General features: G+C 50.8%; 11 protein-coding genes, 2 tRNA genes and 1 other RNA gene. 7 read left to right on the top strand and 7 right to left on the bottom strand.

The window, feature by feature from the left end; translation table 11 throughout:
* The 5 genes from ROR01S_RS19690 to ROR01S_RS19670 all read right to left on the bottom strand — a co-directional run.
* Positions 1-95, bottom strand: a non-coding RNA gene (locus tag ROR01S_RS19690) — RtT sRNA; the annotation flags it as partial.
* A 46-nt stretch (positions 96-141) separates the two neighbouring features.
* Positions 142-226: transfer RNA gene (locus ROR01S_RS19685), tRNA-Tyr, on the bottom strand.
* Between the two features lie 135 nt (positions 227-361).
* Positions 362-446, bottom strand: a tRNA-Tyr gene (locus ROR01S_RS19680).
* 159 nt (positions 447-605) lie between these two features.
* Positions 606-1,448, bottom strand: a complete 843-nt coding sequence (gene purU / locus ROR01S_RS19675; protein ID WP_004863432.1) for a formyltetrahydrofolate deformylase — start codon at positions 1,446-1,448, stop codon at positions 606-608.
* A 43-nt stretch (positions 1,449-1,491) separates the two neighbouring features.
* Positions 1,492-1,950, bottom strand: coding sequence for a YchJ family protein (locus ROR01S_RS19670; protein ID WP_064359818.1), 459 nt, complete (start codon positions 1,948-1,950; stop codon positions 1,492-1,494).
* A 111-nt stretch (positions 1,951-2,061) separates the two neighbouring features.
* Here ROR01S_RS19670 and rssA point away from each other — a divergent pair, with 111 nt between their 5' ends.
* From rssA to galU, 3 genes are all read left to right on the top strand, one after another.
* Positions 2,062-2,958 (top strand): patatin-like phospholipase RssA, encoded by an 897-nt coding sequence (rssA, locus tag ROR01S_RS19665; protein WP_004863428.1) that lies wholly within the window; start codon positions 2,062-2,064, stop codon positions 2,956-2,958.
* 90 nt (positions 2,959-3,048) lie between these two features.
* A complete protein-coding gene (rssB, locus tag ROR01S_RS19660) occupies positions 3,049-4,062 on the top strand; it encodes a two-component system response regulator RssB (protein ID WP_004863426.1) in 1,014 nt (337 codons plus the stop codon).
* A gap of 196 nt (positions 4,063-4,258) precedes the next feature.
* Entirely contained in the window at positions 4,259-5,161 is a 903-nt protein-coding gene (gene galU, locus ROR01S_RS19655; RefSeq protein ID WP_004863423.1) for a UTP--glucose-1-phosphate uridylyltransferase GalU, read from the top strand.
* Positions 5,162-5,279: 118 nt separating this feature from the next.
* On the opposite strand, the gene hns is transcribed toward galU, so the two are convergent.
* Positions 5,280-5,687 (bottom strand): histone-like nucleoid-structuring protein H-NS, encoded by a 408-nt coding sequence (gene hns / locus ROR01S_RS19650; protein WP_004863421.1) that lies wholly within the window; start codon positions 5,685-5,687, stop codon positions 5,280-5,282.
* Positions 5,688-6,247: 560 nt separating this feature from the next.
* Here hns and tdk point away from each other — a divergent pair.
* The gene (tdk, locus tag ROR01S_RS19645; protein WP_015584099.1) at positions 6,248-6,865 is read left to right on the top strand and encodes a thymidine kinase; all 618 of its coding nucleotides are present in this window, start codon (positions 6,248-6,250) and stop codon (positions 6,863-6,865) included.
* Between the two features lie 354 nt (positions 6,866-7,219).
* Here the strand turns inward: tdk and adhE are convergent, their stop codons facing one another.
* On the bottom strand, positions 7,220-9,898 hold the full coding sequence (gene adhE, locus ROR01S_RS19640; protein ID WP_004863415.1) for a bifunctional acetaldehyde-CoA/alcohol dehydrogenase: 2,679 nt from the start codon (positions 9,896-9,898) through the stop codon (positions 7,220-7,222).
* A gap of 475 nt (positions 9,899-10,373) precedes the next feature.
* Here adhE and ROR01S_RS19635 point away from each other — a divergent pair, with 475 nt between their 5' ends.
* The 3 genes from ROR01S_RS19635 to oppB all read left to right on the top strand — a co-directional run bounded on the left by ROR01S_RS19635 (position 10,374) and on the right by oppB (position 14,411).
* Complete coding sequence (locus ROR01S_RS19635) at positions 10,374-11,021, top strand: YchE family NAAT transporter (RefSeq protein WP_004863410.1); 648 nt, start codon at positions 10,374-10,376, stop codon at positions 11,019-11,021.
* A 753-nt stretch (positions 11,022-11,774) separates the two neighbouring features.
* On the top strand, positions 11,775-13,406 hold the full coding sequence (oppA, locus tag ROR01S_RS19630; RefSeq protein ID WP_004863408.1) for an oligopeptide ABC transporter substrate-binding protein OppA: 1,632 nt from the start codon (positions 11,775-11,777) through the stop codon (positions 13,404-13,406).
* Positions 13,407-13,490: 84 nt separating this feature from the next.
* Positions 13,491-14,411 carry an oligopeptide ABC transporter permease OppB gene (oppB, locus tag ROR01S_RS19625; RefSeq protein WP_004863406.1) on the top strand — a complete coding sequence of 307 codons (921 nt, stop codon included), beginning with the start codon at positions 13,491-13,493 and terminating at the stop codon, positions 14,409-14,411.
* The last annotated feature ends 3 nt before the right edge of the window (positions 14,412-14,414 follow it).

Below are 14,414 nucleotides of genomic sequence, written 5' to 3'. Positions count from 1 at the left end.
CTCACCCTTCGGGTCGTTGCCTGCGGCAACGCTTTCTCGCTGCGCTCGAATCGAACCTGGTCGAAGCTTCTCATCCTTCCCTGCACGGGCAGAATATGGTGCAAACGAGATGGATATAATGAATAAGTCACAGGAAAGCGATGGTGGCGGGGGAAGGATTCGAACCTTCGAAGTCGATGACGGCAGATTTACAGTCTGCTCCCTTTGGCCGCTCGGGAACCCCGCCAGGGGTATGAACTACTTGAGCGTAATACTTTTGATGGTGGTTGAAGGATTATTCATCGCTTCGCGGCTCACCCTTCCCGATAAGTGCAAACCTCGCAAAGGCCTACCGGGGTTACCACGTTGCTGTGGTGAATAATGGTGGTGGGGGAAGGATTCGAACCTTCGAAGTCGATGACGGCAGATTTACAGTCTGCTCCCTTTGGCCGCTCGGGAACCCCACCACGGGGCAATGCTTAATACTGGCTTGCTTCCTTCTGGGGAAGCGGGGCGCATCATATCAAATGATGCGCCCCTGTAAAGCTTTCCGTTGATAAAATTAAACTGGTTGCCTGAAATTTACGCGTAAAGACGCAATGCTAACCAGTTCATTTCATTATCGATTAAAGAATAATCGTTCGGTTGCCGTAAACAAACACGCGCTGGGCCAGAACCTGATACAGCGCGCGGCTCAGCACATTCTTTTCCACATCGCGGCCCGCGCGCATCATATCTTCCGCCGTATAGGTGTGATCGACATGAATAACATCCTGCATAATGATCGGGCCTTCATCCAGGTTGTCATTAACGTAGTGGGCGGTAGCGCCGATGATCTTCACGCCGCGCTCATAGGCCTGATGATAAGGACGGGCGCCAATAAAGGCTGGCAGGAAGGAGTGATGAATGTTGATAATCTGGTTCGGGAAGCGGGAAACGAATTCCGGCGTCAGAACGCGCATATACTTCGCCAGCACCACATAATCCGGCGCGTAGGATTCAATGGCATCGCCCATTAGCTTGTCGTGTTCTTCGCGCGTCAGCCCTTCGTGACTGACCAGCTGGAACGGGATATCAAAACGTTCGACCAGCGAGCGCAGGGTTTCATGATTGCCGATGACGGCCGCAATCTCAACATCCAGGCCGCCATAGTTGGCTTTCATCAGCAGATCGCCCAGACAGTGCGCTTCTTTGGTGACCAGGATCACCACGCGACGGCGGCCGGCGGGCGTCAGTTCGCGTATAGAGCCTTCCGGCAGCGCGCTATCAAGGTCGGCGAGCAGAATGGCATCATTAAAAATACCTTCCAGTTCGGTACGCATAAAGAAGCGACCGGTACGGTGATCGACAAACTCGTTGTTCTGCACGATATTCAGCTCGTGCTTGTAACAAATATTCGTGATACGCGCGATGAGTCCTTTCTGGTCAGGGCAAATGGTGCGTAGTACTTTACGTTGTAATGAATGCATCGCGAGGAAAATCCTGTAGTGTTTGCTATTGCCGGCGCCAGCTTTACTGGCCGCAGCATTTTTTAAATTTTTTACCTGAACCGCAAGGGCAGGGGTCGTTACGACCAATCAGCGGTCGTGTGCCGTCGATATAATACCACCGTCCATTTTCTTTTAAGAATCTGGAACGTTCAATAATCGCGCCGGGGCGGTTATCGTCGTGATATCGCGCGATGAAACTGACGAAACCCTCGTCGGGGTGACGGCCTTCATCGGTAGCAAATACGGTTAAGCCTTGCCATTGCGTTTTAGCGAACCCCTGTTCCAGATCGTCCTGGAAGTGCTGCGGCTGGCAGGAAGGGTGCCAGGTGGCGATCAGGTAATTGGCATCCTTCATGACAAACGCGCTGTAGCGGGATCGCATCAGCTGTGAGGGATCCGGTGCGGGCAGCGAGCCGCTCAGATATCGCTGACAACATGAGCTATACTCCAGAGCGCTGCCACAAGGGCATAATGGCGACAAATCGGCCTCCATGGAAAAAGAATCACGGCGCATCGGCGCCAAAGTGTTTTATGTTAACTGAGCTGTGGCAATGATGCCATGCTCGGAGTGGAAGGAAGTATACCGGTCATAATGAGAAAGCTTAAAATTGGTCTGGCGTTAGGGGCGGGAGCTGCCCGCGGATGGTCGCATATCGGGACGATTAAAGCGCTACAGCGCGCGGGCATTGAAATTGATATCGTCGCAGGATGTTCAATCGGTGCGCTGGTGGGGGCCGCCTTTGCCTGCAACCGGCTTCCGGTCCTTGAGAAATGGGTCTCCTCTTTTAGCAACTGGGACGTGCTGCGATTGATGGATCTTTCCTGGCGTCGCGGTGGACTGCTGCGCGGTGAGCGCGTATTCAACCGCTTTCGACAGGTATTGCCCGTCTCCGATATTGAGCGCTGCGACCGTCGCTTTGCTGCGGTGGCGACTAATTTAAGCACCGGGCGCGAACTGTGGTTTACCGAGGGCGATCTGCACCAGGCCGTGCGCGCCTCCTGCAGCATGCCGGGCCTGATGTCACCGGTTATGCATAATGGCTACTGGCTGGTCGATGGCGCGGTGGTCAACCCCGTTCCGGTTTCCCTGGCGCGCGCGCTGGGGGCGGATATCGTGATTGCCGTCGACTTACAGCACGATGCGCACCTGATGCAGCAGGATTTGTGGTCAATTGAAAAACCTCAGCCTGAAGAAGACAAAGATTTTTCCTGGCATGCGAGGATTCGCGCGCGTCTGAGCGGAATGACCTCCCGCCGCGCGGCGACGCCAACGGCGATGGAGATTATGTCGACCTCTATTCAGGTGCTGGAAAATCGCCTGAAACGCAATCGTATGGCGGGCGATCCTCCCGATATTCTGCTACAGCCTTTTTGCCCACAAATATCCACGCTTGATTTTCATCGTGCCGGGGAAGCGATTGCTGCCGGACATCAGGCGGTTGAAAAGAAGATGGATGAGCTACTACCCTTGGTGCGCACCGCGGTGTGACGCCATTTAACCAGGACTTAAGTAAATTCTGACAGGCGATAGTGTGAATTGCATGCCACTATTTAACTATCGTCAGCCAGAGGAGAGATCATGACGCAGCCATTGGCGGGAAAACTGATTCTGATAGTTGAAGACGAAGCCGTTTTCCGCTCACTCTTGCACTCCTGGCTAACCTCACTGGGCGCGACAACGGTTCAGGCGGGGGATGGCGTGGAAGCACTCCAGAAAATGGCCGAGTCCAAACCCGACCTGATGATTTGCGACATCTCTATGCCGCGAATGAATGGTCTTGAGCTGGTGGAGCAGCTGCGCAACCGGGGCGAAAAACTGCCGATTCTGATGATTTCGGCAACGGAAAATATGGCCGACATTGCCAAAGCGTTGCGCCTTGGCGTCCAGGATGTGTTGCTAAAGCCGGTAAAAGATTTCAACCGCCTGCGGGAAACGGTGTATGCCTGTCTGTATCCCAATATGTTCAACTCGCGGGTTGAGGAAGAAGAGAGGTTGTTTGAGGACTGGGATGCGCTGGTTAGCGACCCTACCGCAGCGTCAAGGCTACTGCAGGAGCTTCAGCCTCCCGTACAGCAAGAAATTTCGAAGTGCCGTATCCATTATCGTCAGCTGGTGTCGGCGGATAAACCCGGTCTGGTGCTCGATATTGCGCCATTATCGGAAAATGATCTGGCATTCTATTGTCTGGATGTCACACGAGCAGGAGATAATGGGGTGCTTGCGGCGCTGTTGCTGCGGGCTTTGTTTAATGGATTGCTTCAGGAGCAGCTGGCCCATCAGGGGCAGCGCCTGCCGGAAATGGGGAGCCTGTTAAAACAGGTTAACCAATTACTCCGTCAGGCCAATTTACCTGGGCAGTTTCCATTGCTGGTGGGTTATTACCATAGCGGTCTGAAAAATTTGATATTGGTATCCGCAGGTCTGAATGGCACACTCAATACCGGAGAACATCAAATTCAGATTAGCAATGGCGTTCCGTTAGGGACATTGGGTAACGCTTATCTCAACCAAATTAGCCAGCGCTGCGCATCATGGCAGTGCCAAATTTGGGGGGCCGGAGGGCGTTTGCGACTGATGTTGTCTGCGGAATGAACAATTACCGGTTTTTTTAAGCTGGTAGGATTACCGGGTAATCTTTTGCGGTGGTACTATCATTGCGTTTTATAAGTAAAGTCCTAATTCGAGGGAACACAAACCTTTTCAGACCAGGTTTGCCTGAGTGGACTGATATACTCGACACGTTATTATTAACGAAAAGTTTAAAAAACGAACAGTCCAGGAGATTTCAATGGCTGCCCTTAATTCTAAAGTAAGAAAAGCTGTTATCCCGGTTGCGGGATTAGGTACCAGGATGCTACCCGCCACCAAGGCTATTCCGAAAGAAATGCTGCCACTGGTAGATAAACCTTTAATTCAGTACGTTGTTAACGAATGCATCGCAGCCGGAATTACTGAAATTGTTCTGGTGACCCATTCGTCTAAAAACTCTATCGAAAACCATTTCGATACCAGTTTTGAACTGGAAGCGATGCTGGAAAAACGTGTTAAACGTCAGCTTCTGGAAGAGGTTCAGTCTATTTGTCCGCCGCATGTCACCATTATGCAGGTCCGTCAGGGGCTGGCTAAAGGTCTGGGTCATGCGGTACTGTGCGCGCATCCGGTGGTGGGTGACGAGCCGGTCGCGGTTATTCTGCCAGACGTTATTCTGGATGAATTTGAGTCGGATCTTTCCCGTGATAACCTGGCCGAAATGATCGCCCGTTTTGATGAAACAGGATCCAGCCAGATTATGGTTGAGCCGGTTGCTGATGTTACCGCCTATGGCGTTGTCGACTGCAAAGGCGAATCCCTGCAGCCGGGCGAAAGCGTCCCGATGGTGGGTGTGGTTGAGAAGCCGAAAGCCGATGTGGCGCCGTCTAACCTTGCTGTCGTCGGTCGCTACGTGCTGAGCGCAGACATTTGGCCGCTGCTGGCAAAAACACCTCCGGGAGCCGGGGATGAAATCCAGCTGACCGATGCGATCGACATGCTGATCGAGAAAGAGACCGTTGAAGCCTATCATATGAAAGGTAAGAGCCACGACTGCGGTAATAAACTGGGCTATATGCAGGCGTTTGTGGAATATGGCGTGCGCCATAAATCCCTCGGCGCAGATTTTAAAGCCTGGCTGGAAAAAGCAGTAGCTAAGTAATCGTTTTCTGCTTAATGATAAACCGGGAGCGAATTTCGTTTCCCGGTTTTTTTATATCGCCGGGCGGCAGATAAAAAAAATCCCGCCGAAGCGGGATTTTTCAAATACAGATGCTCGATTACAGCAGGAAATCGTCCAGGGTTTTACCCTGCTCGTCCATGGCTTTTTTGATCACTGCCGGGGTGCGACCTTGACCTGTCCAGGTTTTGGTTTCGCCGTTTTCATCAACGTAGCTGTATTTAGCCGGACGCGCAGCGCGTTTAGCTTTAGTACCCGCTTTGACTGCCGCCATGGTGCTCAGCAGTTCGTTCGGGTCAATACCATCTGCAATCAGCATTTCACGGTATTGTTGCAGTTTACGAGTACGCTCTTCAATTTCTGCAGCTGCAGCGCTTTCTTCTTCGCGACGTTCGTTAACGACAACTTCTAATTTTTCCAGCATTTCTTCTAGCGTTTCAAGGGTGCATTCTCTTGCCTGCGCACGAAGAGTACGGATGTTGTTCAAAATTTTAAGTGCTTCGCTCATTGTAGTAATCTCAAACTTATATTGTGGGGTGGTTTGTTGGACTAATAATAGAGCGATATAATCGGATGTGCAATAGGGGAGAATGTAAGGAATTCAAAATTACTTGTTATTTGTCGCAGCAATTAATTAATTTAAGTTAAATTCTACGTGCGACTTCACATCTTTTTTGCTTATAGCCTGACCCGAATCCTGCGCTAAAACCCTGAGATAGTATGCTTTTCTCTGCTGGCCGGGAGTAAAATTATACTTTGCAGGGATAAATATCCCTCTTGAGTATTAGCGTATTAGTAACGGCAATCTTTAATATAATCTGGTGAGCAAAAAACGTTATAGCGGGTTGGCTCATGCTACGATTCGCACAAAAGGACAATCGCCGGGCGCCAGCCAGGGGGGGCTGTACAAATTGCCGGCACCTGCATTCAATTAAAAAAGCGTAATCTATCAGCAGGGGGGACGGACATAGCGTATGCCGCTATACCCATGCTGAAAGGGGGGATAGCACGGGAAAATATGCTACAATTTTGCCGCGATAAAACACACTGATTGGGGTGATGCAGCCGATGGCTCAACTTTATTTCTACTATTCTGCAATGAATGCAGGTAAGTCGACCGCTTTGTTACAGTCGTCATACAATTACCAAGAGCGAGGCATGCGTGCCCTGGTTTATACCGCCGAGATTGATGACCGCTTTGGTTCAGGTAAGGTCAGTTCAAGAATTGGTCTCTCCTCGCCAGCCCGCCTGTTTAACCCTCAGACCTCGCTCTTTAGCGATATTGCGGCCGAGCATGCGCAACAGCCTGTTCATTGTGTCCTGGTGGATGAGAGTCAGTTTCTGACCCGCGAGCAGGTACATGAATTGTCTGAAGTCGTCGATCGGCTGGATATTCCGGTGTTGTGTTACGGCCTGCGTACGGATTTCCGTGGCGAGTTGTTTATTGGCAGTCAGTATTTATTAGCGTGGTCCGATAAGCTGGTTGAATTAAAAACGATCTGCTTCTGCGGACGTAAAGCGAGCATGGTGCTGCGTCTCGATCAGGAAGGTCGGCCATATAATGAAGGCGAGCAGGTCGTGATTGGCGGGAATGAGCGCTATGTTTCCGTCTGCCGTAAACATTATAAAGAGGCGTTAAGTGAAGGCTCGCTGACCCGGGTGCAGAGTAAACATCGCCCCTGCTAATCGTCCACATCATTCCCCACCCAGGCGCCTGTATGGCGCCTGCTGCGTCTCTTTACTGTGAACCGATGTCCTGACCTTTCCCCGGAACGGGTTATGCCTGGCACGCCTGCTGCTGACGATTCTCCGCGACGGGCTTCTCCTGACCGGGTATCAACGGCATGAGGGCGTAATGAGCCTGACCAGGATGCCGTGCCGCCGAAAACAAACCGTCAACAGCGTTAGCGTAGATATCCAGGTCGCAATGCGCGTCAGGAAAAAGCGTTTGCGATCGCTTATCCGGTCATGCTCTACCGGAATGAGATAAAAAAAAGCCCCATCCGGAGATGGGGCTTTTACCAGCGTTATCAGAGTCGATTAAGCAGATTTCTTCGCTTTTTTATCGGCTTTTGGCGCTGCTGCGGTCTCTTTCTTCGCGGCAGTTTCACCTTCGCTGAACTCGTTACCGTAGAAGGTATCCAGCAGAATCTGTTTCAGCTCGGCAATCAGCGGATAGCGCGGGTTAGCGCCGGTGCACTGGTCATCGAATGCATCTTCAGACAGCTTGTCAACGTGGGCCAGGAAGTCAGCTTCCTGTACGCCGGCTTCACGGATAGACTTAGGAATACCCAGTTCAGCCTTCAGGCTTTCCAGCCATGCCAGCAGTTTTTCAATTTTCGCTGCGGTACGGTCGCCCGGTGCGCTCAGACCCAGGTGGTCCGCGATTTCAGCGTAGCGACGGCGTGCCTGCGGACGGTCGTACTGGCTGAATGCAGTCTGCTTGGTCGGGTTGTCATTCGCGTTGTAACGAATCACGTTACAAATCAGCAGGGCGTTAGCCAGTCCGTGCGGAATGTGGAACTGAGAACCCAGTTTGTGCGCCATGGAGTGACATACGCCGAGGAAGGCGTTAGCAAACGCGATACCGGCGATAGTTGCTGCACTGTGCACACGTTCACGTGCTACCGGGTTCTTAGAACCTTCGTGGTAGGACGCTGGCAGGTACTCTTTCAGCAGTTTCAGCGCCTGCAGAGCCTGGCCGTCGGAGAACTCAGATGCCAGTACGGAAACATAGGCTTCCAGGGCGTGAGTCACGGCGTCAAGACCACCGAAAGCACACAGGGACTTCGGCATATCCATCACGAGGTTAGCATCAACAATCGCGACGTCCGGAGTCAGCGCGTAGTCAGCCAGCGGATATTTCTGACCCGTTGCATCGTCGGTAACAACGGCGAATGGCGTAACTTCAGAACCGGTACCGGAAGTGGTGGTGACGGCGATCATCTTCGCTTTCACGCCCATTTTCGGGAACTTGTAGATACGTTTACGGATGTCCATAAAGCGCAGCGCCAGGTCTTCGAAGTGGGTTTCCGGATGTTCGTACATTACCCACATGATTTTCGCGGCATCCATCGGGGAACCACCGCCCAGGGCGATGATAACGTCCGGCTTGAAGGAGTTAGCCAGATCCGCACCTTTACGTACTACGCTCAGGGTCGGGTCAGCTTCAACTTCGAAGAAGACTTCAGTCTCAACGCCGGATGCCTTCAGCACGGAGGTGATCTGGTCTGCATAACCGTTGTTGAACAGGAAGCGGTCAGTCACAATCAGCGCGCGTTTGTGACCATCAGTAATCACTTCATCCAGTGCGATTGGCAGTGAGCCACGACGGAAGTAGATAGATTTCGGAAGTTTGTGCCACAACATGTTTTCAGCTCGCTTAGCAACGGTTTTCTTGTTGATCAGGTGTTTCGGACCAACGTTTTCAGAGATGGAGTTACCACCCCAGGAACCACAACCCAGAGTCAGGGAAGGCGCGAGTTTAAAGTTGTACAGGTCACCGATACCACCCTGAGAAGCCGGGGTGTTAATCAGGATACGTGCGGTTTTCATCATCTGGCCGAAGTAGGCAACGCGAGCCGGCTGGTTGTCCTGGTCGGTGTACAGGCAAGAGGTATGACCGATACCGCCCATCGCAACCAGTTTTTCAGCTTTATCAACAGCATCTTCGAAGTTCTTCGCGCGGTACATCGCCAGCGTCGGAGACAGTTTTTCGTGAGCAAACGGCTCGCTTTCATCAACGTCGGTCACTTCACCAATCAGAATCTTGGTGGTAGCCGGAACGGTGAAGCCTGCCAGTTCAGCAATTTTGTATGCCGGCTGACCTACGATTGCCGCGTTCAGTGCGCCATTTTTCAGGATGATGTCCTGAACGGCTTTCAGCTCTTTGCCCTGCAGCAGGTAGCCGCCGTGGCTGGCGAAACGCTCGCGAACGGCGTCATAGACAGAATCAACAACAACGACTGACTGCTCAGACGCACAGATAACGCCGTTATCAAAGGTTTTAGACATCAGTACGGAAGCGACCGCGCGCTTAACGTCTGCAGTTTCATCAATAACAACCGGAGTGTTACCTGCACCCACGCCGATAGCCGGTTTACCGGAGCTATAGGCTGCTTTAACCATGCCTGGACCGCCGGTCGCGAGGATCAGGTTAATGTCAGGGTGATGCATCAGCGCGTTAGACAGCTCAACGGAAGGCTGGTCGATCCAACCGATCAGATCTTTCGGTGCGCCTGCAGCGATAGCGGCCTGCAGCACGATATCTGCCGCTTTGTTGGTCGCATCTTTCGCACGCGGATGTGGAGAGAAGATGATCGCGTTACGCGTCTTCAGGCTGATCAGTGATTTGAAGATTGCTGTGGAAGTCGGGTTAGTCGTCGGAACGATACCGCAGATAATACCGATAGGTTCGGCGATGGTGATAGTCCCGAAAGTGTCGTCTTCAGAGAGAACACCGCAGGTCTTTTCATCTTTATATGCGTTATAGATATATTCGGAAGCGAAGTGGTTTTTGATAACCTTGTCTTCGACAATGCCCATGCCAGATTCGGCTACGGCCATTTTTGCGAGAGGGATTCGAGCATCTGCGGCGGCCAAAGCGGCGGCACGGAAGATCTTATCAACTTGTTCTTGAGTGAAACTGGCATATTCACGCTGGGCTTTTTTTACGCGCTCTACGAGTGCGTTAAGTTCAGCGACATTAGTAACAGCCATAATGCTCTCCTGATAATGTTAAACTTTTTTAGTAAATCAGTAGCTCGATTCGACAGTATAGACAGGCTGTTAACAGCTTGCATCTAAATGTTAAGGTGCCGTTTCTGGCGCCGCTGGCTTCATTGATTTACTAAAGAAGCTTGATCTTTTTGATTCTCAGGTACCGCTATGCTGCACTCTTTTGGTGTCAACAAGGTTACTCACTTCTGAGTATAATTTACGTGATTTAGATCAAGTTTGCGCGAAGCTGACACCTTTCAGCAGTCTGTTTTTTGACCGGTCAAATCAAGTGTAATAATTGGTATGCAAACTAAGTGAATAAGTAACCGGGGGAAACAAATATATAACATGCCATTTTGTCGCCGCTATACGTATATTTGAGATGAATTATGCTGCTAAAAAGCGTATCTTCTGCGCGAATATTTTATGTGGCTAACTGTCAACAGCCATTTTTAATGATGCTGCGGAGCGCACTGTGACTCTACCGTTGTTTGATTTTTCAACCTACTTCAAGTTTTTCATCGGGTTATTTGCGCTGGTTAACCCGGTAGGCATCATCCCGGTCTTCATTAGTATGACCAGTTATCAGACGGCGGTGATCCGCAATAAGACCAACCTGACGGCGAATCTTTCGGTCGCCATCATTCTGCTGACGTCGCTGTTTCTCGGTGACTCGATTTTGCAAATTTTCGGCATCTCTATTGATTCATTCCGTATTGCCGGCGGGATCCTGGTCGTGACGATTGCGATGTCGATGATCAGCGGCAAACTCGGCGAGGACAAACAAAACAAGCAGGAAAAATCGGAAACCGCAATTCGTGAAAGTATTGGCGTCGTGCCGTTGGCGCTGCCGTTGATGGCAGGGCCGGGCGCAATCAGCTCGACTATCGTCTGGGGAACGCGCTACCACACGGTAACCTACCTTTTAGGGTTCTCCCTTGCCATTGCCCTGTTTGCCTTATGCTGCTGGGGGATTTTCCGCATGGCGCCATGGCTGGTGCGCCTGTTAGGGCAGACCGGCATCAACGTCATCACGCGTATTATGGGGCTGTTGCTGATGGCGCTGGGGATTGAGTTTATCGTCACCGGAATAAAAGCGCTGTTTCCCGGCCTGGTGAGTTAAACGAGCCTGCGCGATGCGGAGCCCAGCGCTCCGCGTTTGCTTCATTATTAGCAAAACATATCCATAAAGCGGAAAAGGCGGTACAAGATAGCTTTCTGTAATACCTTTAAATGTTCTTATTTATCAAATTGTTGTGAAAATTATCGAACGTCTCCTCTCTTTTTATCCCCCCTCCGCCACTGTTATTTTCTTCACATCATTCTCTGGTGCTTGCCGTCGCATAATTGAAATGATATTAGTAATTTCATAACCGGGGCAGATGAATGTGCTAAATAATAACCGATTGTTAAATTTTCGTACAAAAATGCATCTTCGCGTGGTTATGGGACACCCATAACGGGCTGTTGACAGTATCTGTATGAAAACTAAATTCTTTAATGATTTTCACGCTGAAAGACAGGGCAAGATAGCGGCGCAGAGAAAACCATAAAAGAGAATCCGGTAACATATTTGCAAATTGCATTGGCGGATGAGATGGCCTTTTGGTACTTTCCGCCGTGATCGCTAACTGAATAATACACGTAAATGAGAATTATTATTAAATAACTCATTACGGCTGAAAACGCCCCGCAACAGGGGATAAAAGAATCGACGCCAAGGTCGCCGTTTGAGCGGCCGTAATAAATAAGTCGGTGATAGCAAGCAGTAACGTCTGACAGCAGCATAAACTCCTGCACTGTACAGAATCCCGTAAGGGGAAAAAAACAGGCTGGTTAAATAGCCAGTAATTATAATGAATGGAGTAACAACACAATGACCATCATCACCAAAAAAAGTCTGGTAGCCGCGGGGATTTTGTCTGCGCTAATTACCGCGAATGTTGCCATGGCAGCGGATGTACCTGCAGGGGTGCAGCTGGCGGATAAACAATCGCTGGTACGTAATAACGGCGCAGAAGTGCAATCCCTGGACCCGCATAAAATTGAAGGCGTTCCGGAATCCAACATTAACCGCGATTTGTTTGAAGGGTTAGTGATTGGCGATATTCAAGGCCATCCGATCCCTGGGGCCGCAGAATCCTGGGATAATAAAGATTTTAAAGTCTGGACCTTCCATCTGCGCAAAGATGCCAAATGGTCCGATGGCACGCCGGTTACCGCGCAAGATTTCGTTTATAGCTGGCAGCGTCTGGCGGATCCCAAAACCGCTTCACCTTACGCAAGCTACCTGCAATATGGCCACCTGCTGAACGTTGATGACATTATCGCGGGCAAAAAGCCGATCACCGATCTGGGCGTCAAAGCGATTGATGATAAAACCTTCGAAGTGACGCTGAGCGAACCGGTTCCTTATTTCTATAAACTCCTCGTTCACCCATCCGTTTCTCCGGTGCCAAAAGCCGCTATCGAAAAATACGGCGAGAAATGGACCCAGCCTGCCAATATCGTGACCAACGGCGCTTATAAGCTGAAAGACTGGGTCGTTAACGAACGTATTGTGCTTGAGCGCAATCCGCAATACTGGGATAACGCGAAGACCGTCATTAATCAGGTGACCTACCTGCCGATTTCTTCCGAAGTGACCGACGTTAACCGCTACCGCAGCGGCGAAATCGACATGACCTATAACAACATGCCGATTGAACTGTTCCAGAAGCTGAAAAAAGAGATCCCGCAAGAAGTCCATGTTGACCCGTATCTCTGCACCTATTACTACGAAATTAATAACCAGAAAGCACCGTTTACCGACGCCCGCGTTCGTACCGCGCTGAAAATGGCGCTGGATCGCGATATTATCGTTAATAAAGTGAAGAATCAGGGCGACCTGCCGGCCTATAGCTATACACCGCCGTATACCGATGGCATGAAGGTTGTCAAACCAGAGTGGTTTACCTGGTCTCAGGACAAGCGTAACGAAGAAGCGAAAAAACTGCTGGCGGAAGCCGGATATACCGCCGATAAACCGCTGACCTTTAATTTACTGTATAACACTTCCGATCTGCATAAAAAACTGGCTATTGCCGTGGCGTCCATCTGGAAGAAAAACCTGGGTGCTAACGTCAAGCTGGAAAATCAGGAATGGAAAACCTTCCTCGATAATCGTCATCAGGGGACCTTCGACGTGGCGCGTGCCGGCTGGTGTGCGGATTACAACGAACCGACCTCATTCCTGAATACCATGCTGAGCGACAGCTCAAATAACACCTCTCATTATAAGAGCCCGGCTTTCGATAAAATCATCGCCGAAACATTACAAACGAATGATGACGCGAAGCGTGCCGATCTGTATGCGCAAGCAGAACAGCAGCTCGATAAAGATTCTGTGATCGTGCCGGTCTTCTATTACGTCAACGCCCGTCTGGTTAAACCGTGGGTGGGTGGCTATACCGGTAAAGACCCGTTAGATAATATCTACGTTAAAAACCTTTATATTATCAAACATTAATGGCAATACGTGGGGCAGGCGACGCTTGCCCCACCGTGTCTGAATTCATCGCACTCGATAGGCACAGGCCAGAAGGTACGGGCAATGTTAAAATTTATTTTTCGTCGCTGTCTGGAAGCGATTCCGACGCTATTTATTCTTATTACGATCTCTTTCTTCATGATGCGTCTTGCGCCGGGAAGTCCATTTACCGGTGAACGCACGCTGCCGCCAGAAGTGATGGCGAATATTGAAGCCAAATACCATTTAAACGACCCCATCATGACCCAGTACTTCAATTATCTGAAGCAGCTGGCGCACGGTGATTTCGGTCCCTCTTTTAAATATAAAGACTATTCGGTAAACGATCTGGTGGCGTCGAGCTTCCCGGTCTCCGCTAAATTAGGGCTGGCCGCCTTCCTGTTGGCGGTAGTTCTCGGCGTGACGGCAGGGGTTATTGCGGCCCTGAAGCAGAATACGAAATGGGATTATGCGGTCATGGGGGTGGCAATGACCGGCGTGGTGATACCCAGTTTCGTGGTTGCGCCGCTGCTGGTGATGATATTCGCCATCACGCTGCACTGGCTGCCCGGCGGCGGCTGGAACGGCGGGGCGCTGAAATTTATGATTCTGCCGATGGTGGCCTTATCGTTAGCCTATATCGCCAGTATCGCGCGTATTACCCGCGGTTCAATGATTGAGGTCCTGCATTCTAACTTTATCCGCACCGCGCGAGCCAAAGGGCTGCCGATGCGGCGCATCATTTTACGTCATGCGCTGAAACCCGCGCTGCTGCCGGTTCTTTCTTATATGGGGCCAGCATTCGTGGGGATCATCACCGGCTCAATGGTTATCGAAACGATCTACGGTCTTCCGGGTATCGGTCAGCTGTTTGTGAATGGCGCGCTTAACCGCGACTATTCGCTGGTGCTGAGCCTGACCATTCTGGTCGGTGCGCTGACTATTCTGTTTAACGCGATTGTTGACGTGCTGTACGCCGTTATCGATCCGAAGATTCGCTATTGAGGC

The sequence above is a fragment of the Klebsiella ornithinolytica NBRC 105727 = ATCC 31898 genome, assembly GCF_001598295.1.
Classification (GTDB): domain Bacteria; phylum Pseudomonadota; class Gammaproteobacteria; order Enterobacterales; family Enterobacteriaceae; genus Klebsiella; species Klebsiella ornithinolytica.
This window is presented reverse-complemented; position numbering and strand designations above follow the sequence as displayed.